This is a genomic window from Nostoc sp. ChiVER01 (assembly GCF_034531155.1).
GTDB lineage: Bacteria > Cyanobacteriota > Cyanobacteriia > Cyanobacteriales > Nostocaceae > Nostoc.
This window is the reverse complement of the sequence record NZ_JAVRBS010000005.1, coordinates 62,345-78,967: the sequence shown is the minus strand read 5'-3', so window position 1 is coordinate 78,967 and position 16,623 is coordinate 62,345. Positions and strand designations below refer to the sequence as shown.

Here is a 16,623-nt window from a genome sequence, read left to right as displayed (position 1 = left end):
TTACTCTGTGTTTTCTGTGTCTCTGTAGTAACCTGCGGCAAGCCGCTTTGCGTCTACATTTCTTTGGATAATTTAAACCATACTTAAATACAAGAAAGAAAAACGAACCACAAAGGACGCAAAGAACACAAAGAAAGAAAAAGTTAAGAGGGTTTAGTGCAGTATCAAAAAACTTGATAGCGAAGTTTGACAGCTTGTCATTTGACTATAGCAGCACATCAACTGACAATTATGAAGGATATCGTAGCGAATAAGCTGTTATTGGAGAGAGACAGAACACGACATGAAAAAAATTATTACAGTGATGCTGTTAGGCATAGCAATCTTCACCTTTGCCTTCAGTAGTCCAGCTTTGGCAGCAGATGCTGTTAGTGGAGCTAAAGTATTTAGTGCTAATTGTGCCTCTTGTCATGCGGGAGGTAAAAATTTGGTTCAAGCTCCGAAGAACCTGAAGAAAGAAGCTTTAGAAAAGTATGGTATGTACTCAGCAGAGGCGATTATCGCCCAAGTTACAAAAGGTAAAAATGCCATGCCTGCTTTCGGTAGCCGTTTAAAAGCTAACCAGATTGAAGATGTAACAGCCTATGTGCTTTCACAAGCAGATAAGGACTGGAAGTAGACTAAAATCTAACTTCAATAATTAAGAATTTGCGGGGCTTTTTGTCCCGCTAATTTTAAGGTTGCCGAAGTTGTTAAATAGGATGCATATACCAATTTTGGATTTTAGATTTTGAATTTTGGATTAAGGTTTTTACAAAAAGACTGTTCCAAGAATATCAAACAATACTCCCTATCCTCATTTGGTATTATGAGTTATTTGTGGCGATTATTTCTCAGTGTAGTTATTGTTTTACCGCTTACTTTCCTGACTTTATCTGCACATTCAGCACCCATCTTAATTACCGAAATTACAGCAAATCACTTCTTAGAATTGGGTGTAGATAAGATGCGGCAGGGTAATTACCAGGAAGCTATAGAGAATTTTAACCAGGCAATTGATGTTGAGAAAGATTTTGCTGTAGCTTATAGCGATCGCTGTCTGGCTTATCTCCAATTACAAGATTACCAGCAAGCTGTTACAGATTGTACTCAAGCCATAAATTTTGCACCGGATAACTCAGAGGCTTATCTAAACCGGGGAGTAGCACACTACAGACAAGGGGATTATCCAGCTGCCATTGTCGATCTTAATCGAGCGATCGCACTTAAGCCATCCGATTTTCGAGCTTACTACAACCGAGGGTTAGCCCGTGCTGGGGATGGGAAAGACTCGGAGGCAATTCTTGACTTTAATTTAGCTTTAACTCAAATTCCCCCAATCAGCAGTTTAATGCTTGCAGATATCTATAATGACAGAGGTTTAGCGCATTTTGCCTTGCAAGATATCCAAGCAGCCATGCTCGACTTTAATTTAGCAATTCGTTTCAATGCTAATGATTATAGAGCTTACTTTAACCGGGCTTGTGCTTGCGGCAGAAATGGAGATAATTTTGGTGCAGTACGTGATTTTTCTCAAGTCATCAGACTTAACCCAAGTAATGCCCAAGCTTATGTTAATCGAGGAGTAGCTAACTATCGCTTAGGATATCATTTAGGAGCGATGTCTGATTTACAAAAAGCATCTGAATACTATGAACAGCAAGGAAAAAAAGTTGCCTACGAAAAAACTTTAGATTTACTGAAGAGTTTGCGACAACAAATTTCGTCTATAACGGAAATCGCTCTTTTCTAATACTGTAAGAGTTATACAGGGTATCCACCAGCTTGAAAAATCTGTTCGGGGGTTAAATTTAATTCGGGGAACAGAGGTGAGATAATGCGTTCCCCGGAGGGGTTGCCGCAGGCATCGCTACCTCGAAACTGGCTGACTTGGTATTCTCCATCAACTAAGGTGTAGAGCGAAACAGTTGGTTGTTTCGGGTTGCCAATAAATCGCCTACCGCCTAAAGCCGCATAGTCTACAATCCAGTATTCTGGAATGCCTACAGCCTCATAATCAGCAGCTTTTTTTAAATAATCATCACGCCAATTGCTACTCACCCTTACGGGTTCGTCAGATGCTTCAACGCGGGGAACCCGCGCAACGCACTGACTCACTACCTCAACTACTAAAGGTATTGATTCTGCTTGGCTTACAGTAGATTCTTTTCTCCACAGAGGTTCATTTATAAAATTGGGGCGATTTAATATCAGCACATCTGGTGAGTAAGCAGATTCATTTTCAGGCGGTTTGACTAATGCCGTTTTGGGTATGAAGTAGGGGAGATTTAAACGAATACACTCTCTAGTAACTTCAAAGGCTAAAAATCCAACTACCTCTTCATGGTCGCCTGTTGGTTGGGACATTTCAACTATTACTCCATCATGTAATTCATAACGTTTTCCAGTGTTGTCAGGATATTTAGCAACGAATTCATCGAATGTAACTAGTTTGCGTAAAGTTTGAACCATAATTTATTGTCTTCTATTGTGTTTGCAAAGCTTCCAATTTTCTCAATGCTAACGTAATTCGTAATTGCTACAAGGTAAGGGACTTTGAAGCTTATTCCCTTTCACCTTTTGGAGCCTAGCTTGCTTATGAAGCCGAATATCTTTACCACTTGGAGAGCGCACGTCTGGGAATTTGAGCGCTTGAGACAGAATAAAAGATATTTCAAGACAGATTGAGATCATATTACCAGTAGAACCGAGATCACACTTAAATTAATTCATCTCGGCTAAAGTCAATATTTATACTTCAATATGACAAATGTTCATATAGGAACTTAAACTATGACAATGAAGAGAGGAGATCGGAAAGATTCTAATTATGACAATGCTGTTAATCATCCTCGCTCACGGCAGAAAGAACCAGTTTCTTATCATGAGCTTAAACTTTCATTGATGACTGTTCGCGCCAATTTTGCAGAAGTTGCATCTCAACGCGATGAAGCAGAACAACGTGCAAAAGAAGCTGCATCACAGCTAGTTCATGTTCAGCAAAAGATTCAAACTTACCAAATCGAGGCTAATGATCTAAAAGAGCGTATCGCTCAAAATTCTCGCTTTTATATTGATGAGCAAGAAAATCATCAAAAGACGCTCTACCTTTACAACGAAGAAAAAGCGAAAATATCCCAGCTAGTTCATGCTCACCAGCAAGAGATCCAAACTTGCCAACTCGAAGCTAATGAGCTAAAAGAGCGAGCCACTCTAAATTATCAGTTCTATGTTGATGAACAACAAAGTCATCAACAAACGCTATGCCTCTATAACGAAGAAAAAGCGAGGGGGACTGAATTACTTACCAAATATGAGGTAGTAAACTCTGAACGAGAAATGTATTTAGGTTTATACAATGAAACTAAAGCAGAACTCAAGCATGAGCGACGTTCCAAAGCTAGTATTAAGGGCTGGGAAACTCGCCGGAAAACCGAGAATGAACGACTAAAACGGGAAATTGCCCAGATGGTTGTTTTACTGCGTGAATCGTTAGAAAGTAAAGATGAAGCAGTAAACAGTCTTTACGTTGTAGCAGAGCGTATGGATCGGATTCAATCTCTAGTTGATTCGGTAGAAGAAGAAACAACCAACAATCCTATGGGTTTGGTACAAAAGTTTAAACGCATCTGGCTGGCTATTAAAGATATACTTTCTGAATAAATAAGCATACTCATGAGTAAAAAATCACTCCCAACGACGCAAAAACAAGGTAAAGCGAGGTTGGGAGATCAAATTCGCAGTATTGCCGATCGCCTTAAACAAGAGACTGATATACAAATAAAAGTAACTTCTAAAATTTTAGGGGCTGCTGCTCAAATTGCCGAAAATCATGATCGACTTATTACTGAAGTAGTTGATATGGTTGAGTCAGACCTTAATCTAGAAAGCCAGGTATCTCAAAAGCATATTTATACTATTGATATTCTAAAGCAACAGTTTAAAACATTACGGAATGCAAAGGCTCACTTTAACCTGAAAGTTAGTAGTTGGGAATCACTTGCTAATAAATTAAATGCTCCATCTTATCAAATCAGTATAAAACAACATAAAACTCAATCAAATCAGATTTATACAAATAATTTTGAAGATAATTCCAATAATATTGAAAAATTGATAATTTTTTTAGAACCTGATGTTGCAGAAATGTTTCCCAATTCGGAAGCAGTAAATGAAGCTCTGCGTTTTCTCATTAGACTTGCGAGTAAAAATTGTTTTTAAAACTATAAAGTTGTATCTATAAAAATTGGACATAATTCACGCAATTACAAACTACTATAGCCCTACTTAATCATTTTTGAACAACAAAATTACCCGAACTCTCAGAGAAATCGGGAATCTAACCGTAGAAATATGACAGCGTGTCTTTTGACATGATTTTACTCTTACAGCAACAATACTGCGTGGTGGCTATTTTTAGTTGGTGTGAAAGAGAACGTGAAAAAGGATTTTTTGTTGCTAACAGTTGCTTTACCGAGTTTACTGATAGCGTCTCCTGGCTTTGCTGCTGAAAGTGAAATTGAGCAAATAAATACTGATGAATCAACCGAAATTATTTTAGATATTCCGAGTTTGAGTGAAATTGAGCTACCCGTCACTAATGCTGAATTATTAACTCAACAATCTGCACCGAGTGAAGTTAATCCAGATCAGCCAGAAACAGAGCAAACTCCGAGCGATGATGCAGACATTTCTATAGAAGTCATCGCAGAACCAGACAACTTACCTCAATCTACTCCAACTTACGTAATTGATAAAGAAGAAATTCAAAAGCAAGGCGCTACAAGTTTAGCTGATATTTTAAAAAGAATGCCTGGTTTTGCTATCAATGATGTAGGTCATGGTGCAGATATTCACACAGGTACATACTATAGGGGAGCCTCAATTAATCAGTCTGTATTTTTGATTAATGGCAGACCAATTAACAATAATGTCAACACTTATCATGGTGGAACTGACCTAAATAGCATTCCTGTAGAGGCTATTGAACGAGTAGAATTATATAGTGGCACAGCCTCCGCTTTATATGGTTCTTCAACTTTTGGAGGAGTTGTAAATATTATCACCAAGGAAGGTTATGGCAAACCTAAATTGAGTGCTAGTACAGAATTTGGCTCATTAAGTTTAAATAATCAACAAGTAACCTATGGTGGTTCATCTGATAATGTCAAATACAACTTTAGCTTTGAAAGATTCTTTACAGATAATCGTTACCGCGTCCCTGTAGGTGCTGCTAATCGTGATGAACAAGGATTTTTATTCAATGCAGACACAGCTACAAGTACCTATTTTAGTAGTATTGGAGTAGATTTAGATAAGAAAAATTCTTTGAATTTAGATGTTACTGCACTCAGCAGTCGTCGCGGCTTAATTTATTTTGGTTTCCCTCTGCAAAGAGATAGATTAGACCACGATGGTTTAAATGTTGGCTTATCTTGGAAAACTCGACTAGGTAATGGAGAAAGCTCTAATCTTACAACATCAATTGGTTATAACCAAGATTATTTTAGTACTTATGGCCCTACAGGAGTATCATTTTATCGTAGAGGGTCTTTAGATACACAACAACTCACAGCCAGAGTAGATCATGAGTGGAGAATAACTTATAATAATAAATTGCGCTGGGGATTAGATTTGAAAAACACTGATTTAATCGGTGATGTTTTTAGTACAAATCCTAATAGTATTGCTGAAAATGAAAAGGAAGATCGGAGTTTGTTCAATACAGCTTTATTTGCTGTCAATACTTGGAATATTAGCGATAATTTTCTGATAGATTTAGGGCTAAGGCAAACCTTTGATAGCCAGTTTGGAAATTATCTCAACCCTAGTGTTGGGTTACGTTATGCTGTCACACCAATAGTAGCAGTGCGTGGAAGTTGGGCAGGGGCACAACGCAATCCTGGGTTAGATCAGTTGTATGTTTATGATACAGTTCATAGTTGGAGACCTAATCCTGATTTAAGACCGGAAACTGGCTCTACTTGGAGTGCGGGAGTAGATGTAAATTTTTCTCAAAATCTAATTGGACAGTTTACTTACTTTGGTAGTAGTATAGGCGATCGCTTGGGAGTCATCGCTGGAAGATGGGAAAACATTGGATTAGTAGATACCAATGGTTTAGAAGCAGCTTTGCAATTAAGAATTGCTTCAGGCTGGTCAACTTTCCTCAACTATACTTATACAGATGCTCAAATAAAAACAGGTACAGAGAGAGGTTTACAGTTAGGTTTAATTCCCTACTCTGTACTTCAAACTGGTGTAGGTTATGAAAATGCGGGATGGCAGGCTAACTTGTATGTTACCTACAATAGTGGCGCTCGTAGATCCATCTTCGCTAACTCTACTGACAAGCCTACAGATTTTGCACCATCTTTCGTAAATTTAGATTTGACTGGTCGTATACCTTTAACTACCAATTTAGGATTAACAGTCTATTTAGAAAATCTCCTCGGTGAGCAATATGAGCGAGTTAATCGCATATACAGCCCTGGATTCACTTTTCGTCTGGGTTTAAGCGCTAATTTTTAGGTATTAAATGTAGAGATTTTGCAATGACAAAATCTCTACATTATTATGCAATACAATTCAGTTAGCGTCAAAAACCATAAACTGCGTAGTTGGGTTGAGGAACAAAACCCAATATTTTCGGCGCTTTGTTGGGTTTCACTTCGTTCAACCCAACCTACGATTCTAAAATATAAAATTTACATGAGAGCTAAAATTGAAAATCAAATACTTTTTATTCACCACGAAGATTTACCAGAGTTTAAGAAGGGTGGTTCGGTGGTGCGGAACTCTTATTTCTGGGCGCTACGTTCAATTGCTGGTAAAGCTTCGCGTTATCGTGATTGGGAATACGAACCGGAGGTTTGGCTAGCGCTTTCACGAATGCTTTTGTCGTTTGCTGAATCTGGGTATTTGGGTCTTAGAGAAACCTTACTGGAGTTTCCTTTATCTCAAGGGGAAATTCCTAGTTTACTGCGAGATGTATCCACTTTTGAGTAGGGTTGCTACCGTGAGTATCAAAAAATATGTAAAATATGCGCGATGCAGATAAGTGTTTCAGATGGAAGTTTAATACTTCATAAAGCGATCGCATTTGCTTGTTGAGCGACAGCATTTGCTTGTTGAGCGACAGCATTTGCTTGTTTGGCGATCGCATTTGCTTGTTGAGCGACACCATTTGCTTGTTCGGCGATCGCATTTGCTTGTTGAGCGATCGCATTTGCTTGTTGAGCGATCGCATTTGCTTGTTCGGCGATCGCATTTGCTTGTTGAACGACAGCATTTGCTTGTTTGGCGACAGCATTTGCTTGTTGAGCGATCACGTCTCCTGCTGTAACTAATATTACATGACTAAAATAATGATTGCACTCATCGGGCACTCAAATGAAGTTTAATCCGTCACGAGCCATCATGCCCAAACTTTGGTTGAAGTAAGGGCAGTTGTGAGAAGACAATTAAAATACACTAGTTAGTGGAAGAAAATAACGTGAAAATAACGATTATTGCTAAAACATTACTTACACCTATATGTTTATTAGCTTTATTTACCCCAAGTCAAGCATCGGCTCAACTTATACCGCAACCTTGGGTTTCAGTCGGTGGAAAAGATGGTGATGTAACTTATGCTGTAGGAGCTAGGGCTTTAAATTTTGGAGTTGAGCTAGGAACTGGCCCTGATGGTGCTACAGGAGTAGATGTTTTAAAATTTATTAGCTTGCCTGTAATTTCACCTTATGTAGGAGTTGGACTTTATTCAGAAGATAAAGGTGTTGCAGTTTCAGGTGGCGTTCAGGTAAGTGCTACTAATAACGTTTTTGTTGGTGCTGGTTACAATTCAATTCGTGGGTTTAACGGACAACTGGGAATCAGATTTTAAACAGTGCTGATAAACCATCAAGTGGTTTTTTTGTTGACGCGTAGGACAAAAGAAAATAGTATCGAATCAGGTACTTAATTAGGTGCTAGTATGGTTAACCTTGAAAATATCCACTCGTTAACGGACTTCCGGCGCAATGCCAGCAACTATGTTGAGCAAATCAAGGAAACGAAAGCTCCACTGGTTTTAACGGTGAATGGTGAAGCAGCAGTGGTGGTTCAAGATGCTCGTACTTTCCAGGAGACGCTTAATAGATTGCAGCAGCTTGAAGAGGAACTAAACCAATTGAAGTTAAAAAGCTTGCAACAGGAAATTCAAAAGGGTATTGACCAAGCTGACAGAGGCGAACTATTAAACGGGGAAGAAGTGATGGCAAGGCTCCAGGCTCGCTATCAAGCTGCTTTGACTGATACTTGATAATGAGCTATTACACTTTTACGCCGTTAGCAGTCAGCGACCTTGATAACATCTATGAATACATAGCTGCGGATGACCTGGCAATAGTGGGACGATTACTTAACCGCTTTACCGAATTATTTCGGAAACTTGCTGCTATGCCTGGAATTGGCCGTAACCGCCCTGAGTTAGGGGAAGGTATCAGGAGCTTTCCTTCTGGAAATTATGTCATCTTTTACCGCACGGTTGAGGGAGGCATTGAAATTATGCGTGTCTTGCATGGGGCGCGGGATATTGAGAAGATATTTGCTCAAGACACCGAATTTACGCCGGGGGAATAACTGAAGTTGACATTAGTTCTCTAACATGCTCTGCGGAATCTTGTTGTAATGCTGATGCCACGATCGCTTCACTTTCAACTATACTAAACCGAGCGATCGCCTGTTTCACTCCAGGTATACTTTGAGGATTCACGCTCAATTCATCCAGCCCTAAACCTAATAAAATTGGTGTTGCTAAAGTATCTGCTGCCAATTCTCCACATAATCCTACCGAAATTCCCGCCGCATGAGCAGCTTGGATTGTTTGCTGCACCATTCTTAACACGGCTGGATGTAGCGCATCAACTAAATTTGCCACGCGGGGATTAGTACGATCGCTAGCCATGACGTACTGACTCAGATCGTTAGTCCCTATACTAAAGAAGTCTACTTCAGCAGCCAACTTATCTGCGATCGCAACTGCTGCCGGAACCTCTACCATAATTCCTACTTTCATCGCTGCATCAAAAGAAATACCAGCTTGATTTAGTTCAGCCTGCACTTCACCCAAAATTACTTTAGCTGCGCGTACCTCAGTTACACTAGCAATCATCGGCAACATAATTTTAATTTGGTGTCCTACACTAGCTCTCAAAATTGCCCGTAACTGAGTTTTGAACAAATCCAAATGATCCAAACAGAAACGAATTCCCCGCCAACCTAAGAAAGGGTTAGCTTCGGGAAACCCTACTCTCAGATAAGGAAGTGGCTTATCACCACCTACATCTAAGGTACGAATAATTAGCGGACGATTATCTAAAACTTGAGCGATCGCCTGATACACTTCTAGTTGTTCTTCTTCAGTGGGGGCGCTTGTCCTATCTAGATAAAGAAACTCTGTGCGGAGTAGTCCCACACCTTCTGCACCGCTAGCTACCGCAACTTGAACATCATTAATACTACCAATATTGGCGAATACGCTAACTTGCCGACCATCACGAGTAATTGCTGGCTGATGTGCTGTAGCTCGTGCTTCTTGTTGGGCAGTTTGCCAAGCTTCTTGCTTTGCTGCCAGTAAATCTAGGATATGTGATTCTGGTTCTACCCAAGCTTTACCACTTTCACCATCAAGTGCCATAAGTGTACCATCTGCCAAGTGCAACACCTGGGCATCTACTCCCAGAACTGCCGGAATACCTAATGTTCGGGCGATAATTGCGCTGTGAGATGTAGCACTACCTGAAGTTGTACAAATACCTAATACCTTTGTCGGATCTAGTCTTGCGGTATCCGAGGGAGTTAAATCAGTTGCCACCAAAATTGCAGGTTCTTCAAGATGCAGGTTAGCAGGGGCATTCCCAGCTAATAATCGCAGCACCCTTTGCCCGACATCCACAACATCGTCAACTCGCTCTTGCAGATAAGAATCCTCCAGTGTGCGGTAGGAAGTCGCTACTTTATCGACTACGGCTTGCCAAGCGGCTTCAGCATTTATATGGTGTTCAAAAATGCGCTCTTTAGCCGCTTCCAACAGTACTGGATCTTCTAAAAATAGTAATTGGGCATCGAAAATAGCGGCTTCCGCGTCACCAATTTGCAGAGAAGCTTGGGAAAAAACTGCTTGGATTTCTTGTTTGGCGGTGTGGATTGCTGCCTGTACTCTTTGCCACTCTGCATCAGGTTCATCTACGTGGTATTCTGTAATCGAAATGTGTGTGGGTTGATAATGAACAACAGGTGCGATCGCAACTCCAGCAGAAGCAGCAATTCCCGAAAGTTCGCCGTGAGTTGCTGGTGTCACTTCATGGTGCAATGTTGGTGGAGAATTCAAAGCAACATTATCTTCACCCTCCGGGTTCGGCAGTCCCTCTTTGTTGGAACAACAAGACCGGGCTGCCTCACCAAAATTATTTGCGAATAATCCCTGTAATGCTTCCAGTGCTTCATCTGCATCAGCACCAGTAGCAGTAATCAGCAATTCGTGTCCTTGACGCACCCCTAAAGTTGTAACTTGGTTAATACTGTCACCCCTAACAAGCTCAGTATTTCTCGTTAAATTCTGCACCAAAATTTGGGATTGAAACCGGACTGCGGTTGTCACAAACTGCGCTGCGGGACGGGCGTGTAATCCTAAGCGATTGCTCACTATTACCCTGATTTCTCGCGTTGATGATTCTACATTAGTTGTTGGGGTATTGTGGACAAGTGACAACGGCCTACTAACTACGCCCAATTGAGTTGCTTTTGCTAAGAGTGCGCCGCGTGCTTCCGCCATGACTTGGTGAATATTCCTACCAGCCGCCGCAGCTACCACAGCAGCGATCGCACCTTCTACTAGAGGTGCTTCACACAAATACACTTTTTGCTGCTGTGCTTCTGGCAAAAACTCTATTGCCATTTCTGCACTCAGCAAAGCACTACCCAAATCCATTAATACCAGGACACCATCATCAGAAAAAACAGAAGCGATCGCTTCATAAACCTGGATGGAATCTGTACCCAGTGGATTTTCTGGATCTTCAATACCTGCTGCAACAGCTATAGAGACTTGGCCCTGAACCATTTGCGCGGCGAGTTCCCGCACACCTAGAGCTAGTTGTTTACTGTGAGAAACGATAACAATTCCGATCACTGCCACACCGCCAAACTTGTTGAGAGGTTTGCGTTTAGCTAGTTATCCATTTCATTTTCCCATTCCGCACCGCTAAAAACAGTGTTTATTTTGATTACAGTTGCAACTGCCCAAAAATATTCCGGTCTTTCCAGCTAGAAATCCGAATAAAATAGCCTTCTTTTACAGAAATACGTGGTGTCCATTCATAAACTCCATCGCTAGCGGTACGGGAAGAAATGTTTTGGATAAGTTTGTTTCCATCGTACAACTTAATCGAGACATCGCCGTTAAGATTATCCCGCCACAATATTAAATAAGGCTGATCTTTTTTTGCAAGTACTTTATTCACTGGCTGACTGATCAATATTTTTGGTGCAACCTGATTTTTAGTTTTCTTACGGAGTCCCAAATAATGAGGTAAGTCTCGGAAGGCAGAATTTTCTTGTGAATTAGACAGTTGTGGAACAATAATATTTCCGCTCTGGGAATTAAATAAATAAGTTGATCTCCCCCCATCAACGGTAATGATATCCCCTTTAACTCCTAATTTCCGTAATAAATCGGCTGCCTCATCCAGAGTTGCTTGGTTTACCGTCATAATTAACAAAAGCTCGTCACCCTTAACACCATCTTTGTTCAGAGTACCCATGACTTGATACTTATTCGCTTGATTTTGGGCTAATATTTTCGCCGGATGATCGCTGTATCGGTAAGTGACGATTGCATTCTTCACTGCGTTTTGGTTGAGAGGCGAACCGCTAACCTGGTCATAATCGGTAATGTATGCCTGCTTACTGTTCCAGACTAGAGCTTTCAGGTGAATATTACTATAATATTTATCTTTTGGTTGCTTAATTGGGCCATAAGGGCTAGTGCCGCCACTGATAACTACACCATTGAGTTTAATTGGAAAGGATAATTGAGAACTAGATTCATATTGTTCAAAAAAAGAACAATTAATCATCGAAAAAACATTGTTTGCATAAAGATTCTTATATTCGTCTGTTACTTCCGAGAACAACTTGGTTTTGAAAAAAGGGCTGTAATGTCCACCTTCGCCTTTATAATATTTACCTTCATTTAGACCCATATTATCTACCTCTCCGGTAATTTGGTCTATTTGCATTTTGCGAAGATCAATAACTTGTAAATATACTTCGTTACCATTTGTTAATTCTTTTTTATATATAGCTGCCCCGTCTATGGTTTGAAGAGTCTGATAAGAAGATAGAGGGTTGAAACTTTGAGCAATCCAAAGGCTACTCAGAATTGGCAGTAAAAAAAGCAATAAATTGATGACAACATTCATTGGTATTTTGTTGAGGCAAAAATATTTCTCAGGAATTATAATCTAGATTTTGATATTACCCAGGTTTTGAAGTCCAAGTTTGAGCCTCAGAAGGTCAAAGTTGAGCCTCAAAAGGTCAAAGTCGAGCCTCAGAAGGTCAAAGTTGAGCCTCAAAAGGTCAAAGTTGAGCCTCAAAAGGTCAACGTCGAGCCTCAAAAGGTCAACGTCGAGCCTCAGAAGGTCAAAGTTGAGCCTCAGAAGGTCAACGTTGAGCCTCAGAAGGTCAACGTCGAGCCTCAGAAGGTCAAAGTTGAACCTCAAAAGGTCAACGTCGAGCCTCAGAAGGTCAAAGTTGAACCTCAGAAGGTCAAATTTCAAGCAACCTTAGTTGTAGTATAGTTTTGCTTTTGTATTATTAATGGTATAAGAGATGACGCCTAAATTTGAATACAGCACTCTTGCCCATCCCCAGGATATCCAGCAGCTTGCGAGTATCTTTGAGCAGTGTTTCATCAGTGGACTTGGTGGCGAGGAAGCTTACATTAATCTGCTTGGCGTAGAAAACTTCCGCATTATCCGTGAGTCAGAACAATTAATTGGTGGATTGGCAACTCTGGATATGGGCCAATGGTGGGGTGGTGTGCGTGTACCAATGACAGGAATTGCCGTAGTGGGCATTGCTCCAGAGTATCGCGGTTCGGGAGCTGCGATCGCTCTCATGCAGCACACCCTCAAAGAACTTTATGCTAGAGGTATACCGCTCTCTGCTCTTTATCCAGCAGTTCAAAGCTTATATCGAAAAGTTGGGTATGAGCAGGGGGGTAGCTGGTGTAATTGGGAAGTTCCGACTAAAAGTATCCAAATACGAGAGCAACCCCTACCTTTGCAACCAATAGTGCCAATCAATCATCAAGTCTTTCATGAACTATATCAGCAGCAGGCCAGATTAACGCATGGATATTTAGACCGACATCCCGCAATCTGGGAGCGCTTAATTCAGCCAGATGAGAAGGAAAGATTTTACGCATATTTTATCGGTACTAAAGAGAAACCCGAAGGCTACATCCTCTTTAGCCAACATTCAAAAGAGGATGGTACAATCCTGCGGATAAAAGATTGGGTAGTTCTTACAGTTGCGGCTGCACAAACATTCTGGTCTTTTCTTGCCAGTCATCGCTCCCAAATTGAGCAAGTGCGATGGAGGGGTTCTGCAATTGATTATTTGACATTGCTGCTACCAGAGCAAACTGCCAAACTTAGGAATACAATGCGTTGGATGCTGCGGGTAGTAGATGTAGTCAAGGCACTAGAGATGCGGGGTTATCCATCGGCAATTCAAGCTGAACTGCACTTAGATATTCAAGATAATTTGTTAGATGCAAACAATGGTAAATTCATTCTTTCTGTTGCCAATGGACGCGGTAAAGTTACCAGAGGTGGAAAAGGTGAGTTGCAGTTAGATATCCGAGAACTAGCACCAATATATACAAGTTTGTTCACACCTTACCATTTGCAAATAACCGGAAAACTGCATGGGACAGAAACAGCTATTTCAGCAGCTACGCAAATATTTGCAGGTAGTTCTCCTTGGGTAGCTGATTTTTTTTAATGTGAGTAGAGAGTGGGGGTTTCCACGCCATATTGTAACAACAAAAGGTGGAAAGCAAAAGTTGCAAAAGTTATTTTGTATTGTTTTGTATAAACCCTTGATTATTTTATTTAGGGTTGATATATATTCAGTGTAAAGTCAATAGCGAATTATACCAATTTGAAAAAAGAATCCGACCAATAGACCATTTGTAGAGACGTGATGAATCACGTCTTTACCCAAAGATGTGTTGCAATCATTAATGGAATTGGTATTACACAAGTTCGCACTCTCATCAAGGGATTCTATTTTTCAGAGTAGCTCAGGTTGCGGATTCGATATTTCACTTATTAATAATTGTATGCAACTACCCTTATTTTCACGAGTTGCCCAGGTTCCGATATTAACACAACATACATTAATAAGATTAAATTTATGACTAAAAATAAAATCAAGGCAAAAGCAGCCGACGACAAAAATCTGCAAGCTCTAGTTTGCGAGGAACTTTCCGACTCCGAATCGGCAAGAGTTGTGGGGGGATTGTCCCAACCCTCATTAAAAGAACTTTTGGCGGATGTAAAAGCAAAACCAATAAAGGCGGAATCCGACTTTGACTTAACAAAAACAGAATTTAAGGCGGTTTGGGAATCCGACGACTATTGCGGGACTAAAGTACCGGGTAGATTGCCTGGTAAGGGAGGTGGGGTGATTTGGGGGGTGAGTCGTGGAGGTGAGACTGGGACTTTGTGAGTTGGTTGTTGTCAGTTGCATAATACCTCACACCCGCACATCAAACTTAATACGTCGATTTGCTTAGACGAATTCTGTACGACTTCTAGTAGTTTGGGGCGTGACGATACCTGGCACTTACTTTCTCTCTGTACAAAACATAAGAAACTTCCAAATAAAAAACATTTAACTTTTCTTGTGGGGTGGACATCTTGTCCGCCCTTGTTGATGGGCGCTCGTGTCGCCCACCCCACAAGTAGTAGTAATTTATTTCTTAGTAATTCCTAAGTTGGAAACATAATTAATCCTTTGCTCGTCCTTCGGCTAGATTAACAATTTCTGTTGTTGTCAACTCACACCACAAATAAAACTGTCAGCGATTTACTTTTAATAAGTAATGATGATTTATCGTGCTTATCTAATCCCAAATATAATCTCAAAAAATAACTTAACGGGATTTATAACTTTTTCTCCGGAAGTTCAGCACAATCATCAGAAAAAAATCTAAGTAAAGCTGATTAGTCGCTCCTAACTTGCACACCCACAATCACAACATGAAATCACATCTACTAGCGATCGCTTTAAGCAGTTTGGTTATAGTTGCAGGACAAGCTAAAGCCTCACAATTACAGTCTTGGTACTATGATTCTAGCCAAAACCAATTAGATTTAACTACCACTTCGGGAATAGAACCAAAAGCCTTTTTATTAGATAACCCTAGCCGATTAGTAATTGACTTACCTGGAACTAATTTTAATTCTGATACTGTCAAACAAAGTTTTGGCAAGGCGGTGAAAGAAATTCGCCTTGGCAAACCAGACTCTCAAACTACTCGTTTTGTCGTAGAGTTAGCTCCTGGTTATGATGTTCATTCCCAAAATATATCAATTAAAGGAGATTCTCGTTCTCATTGGATTTTTAAATTCAATTCATTTGACCACCAAAACCATCCTATTGTTGGGGAAAATAGAGAAGATATAGCCATCAAATCTACAGATGCTTCCACATTTGCTGGAGTTGTGAATCTTGGTCAAGAGATGGTTGGTATCACTTCTCAAATTCGTAGCTTGTTAGGGAGTTATAAAACATTAAATCCCGGAATATTTTTCTTAGATTTAGCTACAGGAAACTATATAGATATCAATGGCGAAAAAAGATTTGCTGCTGCCAGCACAATCAAATTTCCCTTATTAGTGGCTCTTTTCCAAGAAATCGACGCTGGTAGAATTAAACTCACCGATAAATTAGTGATGCGGCGCGATTTAAAGGTTGGCGAATCTGGAACTATGCAATACAAACCCATAGGAACTAAATTCAGCGTCCTAGAAACTGCTACCTTGATGATGACAATCAGCGATAATACCGCTACAAATCTGATTCTCGATCGCTTGGGTGGTGCAGCAAAAGTTAGCCAACGTTTTCGTAGCTGGGGATTGCAAAATACAGCATTTCGGAATCTACTTCCAGACATCGCTGGCACAAATACAACTAGTTCTAAAGATTTGGTCAGATTGGCGGCGTTAGTTTATAACAATCGTTTGCTATCCCCAAACAGCCGCAATCAAGTTTTAGGTATTATGCGTCATGTCAAAACCAATAGTTTACTACCAGCTGGTATTGGCCAAGGAGCGACGATCGCACACAAAACTGGTACATTGAGATTTATCATTGGTGATGCCGGTATAATTCAAATGCCCAACGGCAAAAGCTATTTAGCAGGTGTTTTGGTGCAAAGACCAAACTACGATCCCAAAGCTGGAGATTTTGTCCGTGAACTTTCGAGAAGAGTCTATAATTACCTAGACAATACCAAAGTTAGCAATATACAACCGATAGTTGGCGATGCCTCCGGTGGGTTAGACCTACGCACTCCTTAATAAATGT

17 protein-coding genes are annotated in these 16,623 nt (G+C 40.4%); 12 read left to right on the top strand and 5 right to left on the bottom strand.

Annotation, left to right across the window (positions count from 1 at the left end; genetic code table 11):
• Nucleotides 1-283 precede the first annotated feature (283 nt).
• Nucleotides 284-619, top strand: coding sequence for a cytochrome c6 PetJ (petJ, locus tag RMY00_RS08910; RefSeq protein WP_109008433.1), 336 nt, complete (start codon nucleotides 284-286; stop codon nucleotides 617-619).
• A gap of 189 nt (nucleotides 620-808) precedes the next feature.
• Entirely contained in the window at nucleotides 809-1,732 is a 924-nt protein-coding gene (locus RMY00_RS08905; RefSeq protein ID WP_322647190.1) for a tetratricopeptide repeat protein, read from the top strand.
• A gap of 11 nt (nucleotides 1,733-1,743) precedes the next feature.
• Here RMY00_RS08905 and RMY00_RS08900 read toward each other — a convergent pair whose 3' ends face one another.
• Complete coding sequence (locus RMY00_RS08900) at nucleotides 1,744-2,451, bottom strand: Uma2 family endonuclease (protein WP_322647189.1); 708 nt, start codon at nucleotides 2,449-2,451, stop codon at nucleotides 1,744-1,746.
• 321 nt (nucleotides 2,452-2,772) lie between these two features.
• Between RMY00_RS08900 and RMY00_RS08895 the strand changes: the two genes are divergently transcribed.
• The 4 genes from RMY00_RS08895 to RMY00_RS08880 all read left to right on the top strand — a co-directional run bounded on the left by RMY00_RS08895 (nucleotide 2,773) and on the right by RMY00_RS08880 (nucleotide 6,987).
• Nucleotides 2,773-3,642, top strand: coding sequence for a hypothetical protein (locus RMY00_RS08895; RefSeq protein ID WP_322647188.1), 870 nt, complete (start codon nucleotides 2,773-2,775; stop codon nucleotides 3,640-3,642).
• Between the two features lie 12 nt (nucleotides 3,643-3,654).
• The gene (locus tag RMY00_RS08890) at nucleotides 3,655-4,200 is read left to right on the top strand and encodes a hypothetical protein (RefSeq protein WP_322647187.1); all 546 of its coding nucleotides are present in this window, start codon (nucleotides 3,655-3,657) and stop codon (nucleotides 4,198-4,200) included.
• A gap of 216 nt (nucleotides 4,201-4,416) precedes the next feature.
• The gene (locus RMY00_RS08885) at nucleotides 4,417-6,510 is read left to right on the top strand and encodes a TonB-dependent receptor (RefSeq protein ID WP_322647186.1); all 2,094 of its coding nucleotides are present in this window, start codon (nucleotides 4,417-4,419) and stop codon (nucleotides 6,508-6,510) included.
• A 180-nt stretch (nucleotides 6,511-6,690) separates the two neighbouring features.
• Nucleotides 6,691-6,987: a hypothetical protein gene (locus RMY00_RS08880; RefSeq protein WP_229553069.1), complete on the top strand. Its 297-nt coding sequence runs from the start codon at nucleotides 6,691-6,693 to the stop codon at nucleotides 6,985-6,987.
• Nucleotides 6,988-7,064: 77 nt separating this feature from the next.
• Here RMY00_RS08880 and RMY00_RS08875 read toward each other — a convergent pair whose 3' ends face one another.
• Entirely contained in the window at nucleotides 7,065-7,367 is a 303-nt protein-coding gene (locus RMY00_RS08875; protein WP_322647185.1) for a hypothetical protein, read from the bottom strand.
• A gap of 107 nt (nucleotides 7,368-7,474) precedes the next feature.
• On the opposite strand from RMY00_RS08875, the gene RMY00_RS08870 reads away from it, so the two are divergent.
• The 3 genes from RMY00_RS08870 to RMY00_RS08860 all read left to right on the top strand — a co-directional run bounded on the left by RMY00_RS08870 (nucleotide 7,475) and on the right by RMY00_RS08860 (nucleotide 8,601).
• The gene (locus RMY00_RS08870; protein WP_322647184.1) at nucleotides 7,475-7,864 is read left to right on the top strand and encodes a hypothetical protein; all 390 of its coding nucleotides are present in this window, start codon (nucleotides 7,475-7,477) and stop codon (nucleotides 7,862-7,864) included.
• Nucleotides 7,865-7,954: 90 nt separating this feature from the next.
• Nucleotides 7,955-8,281 carry a type II toxin-antitoxin system Phd/YefM family antitoxin gene (locus tag RMY00_RS08865; protein WP_322647183.1) on the top strand — a complete coding sequence of 109 codons (327 nt, stop codon included), beginning with the start codon at nucleotides 7,955-7,957 and terminating at the stop codon, nucleotides 8,279-8,281.
• Nucleotides 8,282-8,283: 2 nt separating this feature from the next.
• Nucleotides 8,284-8,601, top strand: coding sequence for a type II toxin-antitoxin system RelE/ParE family toxin (locus RMY00_RS08860; protein ID WP_322647182.1), 318 nt, complete (start codon nucleotides 8,284-8,286; stop codon nucleotides 8,599-8,601).
• Here the strand turns inward: RMY00_RS08860 and ptsP are convergent.
• From ptsP to RMY00_RS08845, 3 genes are all read right to left on the bottom strand, one after another.
• Nucleotides 8,585-11,152: a phosphoenolpyruvate--protein phosphotransferase gene (gene ptsP, locus RMY00_RS08855; RefSeq protein ID WP_322647381.1), complete on the bottom strand. Its 2,568-nt coding sequence runs from the start codon at nucleotides 11,150-11,152 to the stop codon at nucleotides 8,585-8,587. The genes RMY00_RS08860 and ptsP overlap by 17 nt on opposite strands.
• 94 nt (nucleotides 11,153-11,246) lie before the next feature.
• Nucleotides 11,247-12,443 carry a hypothetical protein gene (locus tag RMY00_RS08850; RefSeq protein WP_322647181.1) on the bottom strand — a complete coding sequence of 399 codons (1,197 nt, stop codon included), beginning with the start codon at nucleotides 12,441-12,443 and terminating at the stop codon, nucleotides 11,247-11,249.
• Between the two features lie 42 nt (nucleotides 12,444-12,485).
• The gene (locus RMY00_RS08845; RefSeq protein WP_322647180.1) at nucleotides 12,486-12,800 is read right to left on the bottom strand and encodes a hypothetical protein; all 315 of its coding nucleotides are present in this window, start codon (nucleotides 12,798-12,800) and stop codon (nucleotides 12,486-12,488) included.
• Nucleotides 12,801-12,852: 52 nt separating this feature from the next.
• On the opposite strand from RMY00_RS08845, the gene eis reads away from it, so the two are divergent.
• The 3 genes from eis to RMY00_RS08830 all read left to right on the top strand — a co-directional run bounded on the left by eis (nucleotide 12,853) and on the right by RMY00_RS08830 (nucleotide 16,616).
• Nucleotides 12,853-14,031, top strand: coding sequence for a GNAT family N-acetyltransferase (gene eis / locus RMY00_RS08840; RefSeq protein ID WP_322647179.1), 1,179 nt, complete (start codon nucleotides 12,853-12,855; stop codon nucleotides 14,029-14,031).
• 414 nt (nucleotides 14,032-14,445) lie between these two features.
• Nucleotides 14,446-14,760, top strand: coding sequence for a hypothetical protein (locus RMY00_RS08835; protein ID WP_322647178.1), 315 nt, complete (start codon nucleotides 14,446-14,448; stop codon nucleotides 14,758-14,760).
• Between the two features lie 533 nt (nucleotides 14,761-15,293).
• Nucleotides 15,294-16,616, top strand: a complete 1,323-nt coding sequence (locus tag RMY00_RS08830; protein ID WP_322647177.1) for a serine hydrolase — start codon at nucleotides 15,294-15,296, stop codon at nucleotides 16,614-16,616.
• Nucleotides 16,617-16,623 lie beyond the last annotated feature (7 nt).

Coding starts and splice junctions, on each gene's coding strand:
- petJ (WP_109008433.1), top strand. CDS start 284: ATGAAAAAAATTATTACAGTGATGCTGTTAGGCATAGCAATCTTCACC.
- RMY00_RS08905 (WP_322647190.1), top strand. CDS start 809: ATGAGTTATTTGTGGCGATTATTTCTCAGTGTAGTTATTGTTTTACCG.
- RMY00_RS08900 (WP_322647189.1), bottom strand. CDS start 2,451: ATGGTTCAAACTTTACGCAAACTAGTTACATTCGATGAATTCGTTGCT.
- RMY00_RS08895 (WP_322647188.1), top strand. CDS start 2,773: ATGACAATGAAGAGAGGAGATCGGAAAGATTCTAATTATGACAATGCT.
- RMY00_RS08890 (WP_322647187.1), top strand. CDS start 3,655: ATGAGTAAAAAATCACTCCCAACGACGCAAAAACAAGGTAAAGCGAGG.
- RMY00_RS08880 (WP_229553069.1), top strand. CDS start 6,691: ATGAGAGCTAAAATTGAAAATCAAATACTTTTTATTCACCACGAAGAT.
- RMY00_RS08865 (WP_322647183.1), top strand. CDS start 7,955: ATGGTTAACCTTGAAAATATCCACTCGTTAACGGACTTCCGGCGCAAT.
- RMY00_RS08860 (WP_322647182.1), top strand. CDS start 8,284: ATGAGCTATTACACTTTTACGCCGTTAGCAGTCAGCGACCTTGATAAC.
- RMY00_RS08850 (WP_322647181.1), bottom strand. CDS start 12,443: ATGAATGTTGTCATCAATTTATTGCTTTTTTTACTGCCAATTCTGAGT.
- eis (WP_322647179.1), top strand. CDS start 12,853: ATGACGCCTAAATTTGAATACAGCACTCTTGCCCATCCCCAGGATATC.
- RMY00_RS08835 (WP_322647178.1), top strand. CDS start 14,446: ATGACTAAAAATAAAATCAAGGCAAAAGCAGCCGACGACAAAAATCTG.
- RMY00_RS08830 (WP_322647177.1), top strand. CDS start 15,294: ATGAAATCACATCTACTAGCGATCGCTTTAAGCAGTTTGGTTATAGTT.